The 912-nt window shown below is 72.0% G+C and carries 1 protein-coding gene; it reads right to left on the reverse strand.

Annotation, left to right across the window (positions count from 1 at the left end):
- A partial coding sequence (locus tag ACFVYN_RS31220) for a helix-turn-helix domain-containing protein (RefSeq protein ID WP_390004587.1) occupies positions 1-397 on the reverse strand: 397 nt, incomplete at its 3' end.
- Between the last annotated feature and the right edge of the window lie 515 nt (positions 398-912).

The following is a 912-nucleotide window of genomic DNA, read 5'->3' on the forward strand; positions in this document are numbered from 1 at the left end:
GGCGAGGCTGTCGCGGGTCCGGCCGACCATGACCAGTTCGCCGCCGGTCGGCGGGGGTCGGCTCGTCCTGCCACTTCTGGGCGTAGGTGTGATCCTTCCCGCCCCACTCGAAGTAGAGGTGTGGCTCGGTCATCTTCGCGAGTTCGCGCTCGGCGATGTCGTGCAGCGCGACGGCGAGTTCGGAGCGGCGCGCGGCGAGGTCGGCGCGGCGTACGCGGGTGGCGGTCTCGACCTCGGCGGCGCGGTCGAACGCGAGCGGCGGGTCGCACGCCGCGGCGATCTTCGACACGGTCGAGGGCGACCGCTCGATCGCCCGCGCGATCTCGTTCCTGCTCTTGCCCTGGGCGTGCAGTCGGCGTACCTGCTCGCGGTCGCGGTCGTCGATGGGGCGCGCCACGGGCGGTCACCTCCCCCGTCACTCAACTCGCGAACTATCCCCTCAAGGGGCGACGCTGGGATGGGAAGGAGACTGCTATGACAAGAGAGCGCCAGCGGGACGACGAGACAGCGACGAACGAACCGCCGGAGCCGCGTCCGGGGCCAGACTCCGGCGGGACGACTCCCGAGGATCGTCCGTCACCGACAGAGACCCCGGAGCGGGAACCGAGGGACGAGGAAACGCGCAAGGAGTCCTGACCAGGCGCATGCGAACGCCCCGCCGCTGGACGGGCGAGCGGCAGGGCGTTCGAGGTAGGGCGTCCGTTTGCGGGCACGCCGAAGACGGGCCCCACTCTAGGTCACAGAACGATAACGGTGCAACTGGTCTTGTCCGGCGCCCTCGCTCGCGCGCACGACGGCCCGCGTCCGGACGCGCGGCGCGCGCCCCGCCGTGTCGTGCACCGGGGGGCGCGCGGGTGAGACCGGTTTGGGAGGCGGGAGGGCGGGGGGGTTTAGGGTGGTGTTGGGCGGGAG

This window comes from Streptomyces sp. NPDC058307 (genome assembly GCF_042880295.1).
GTDB lineage: Bacteria > Actinomycetota > Actinomycetes > Streptomycetales > Streptomycetaceae > Streptomyces.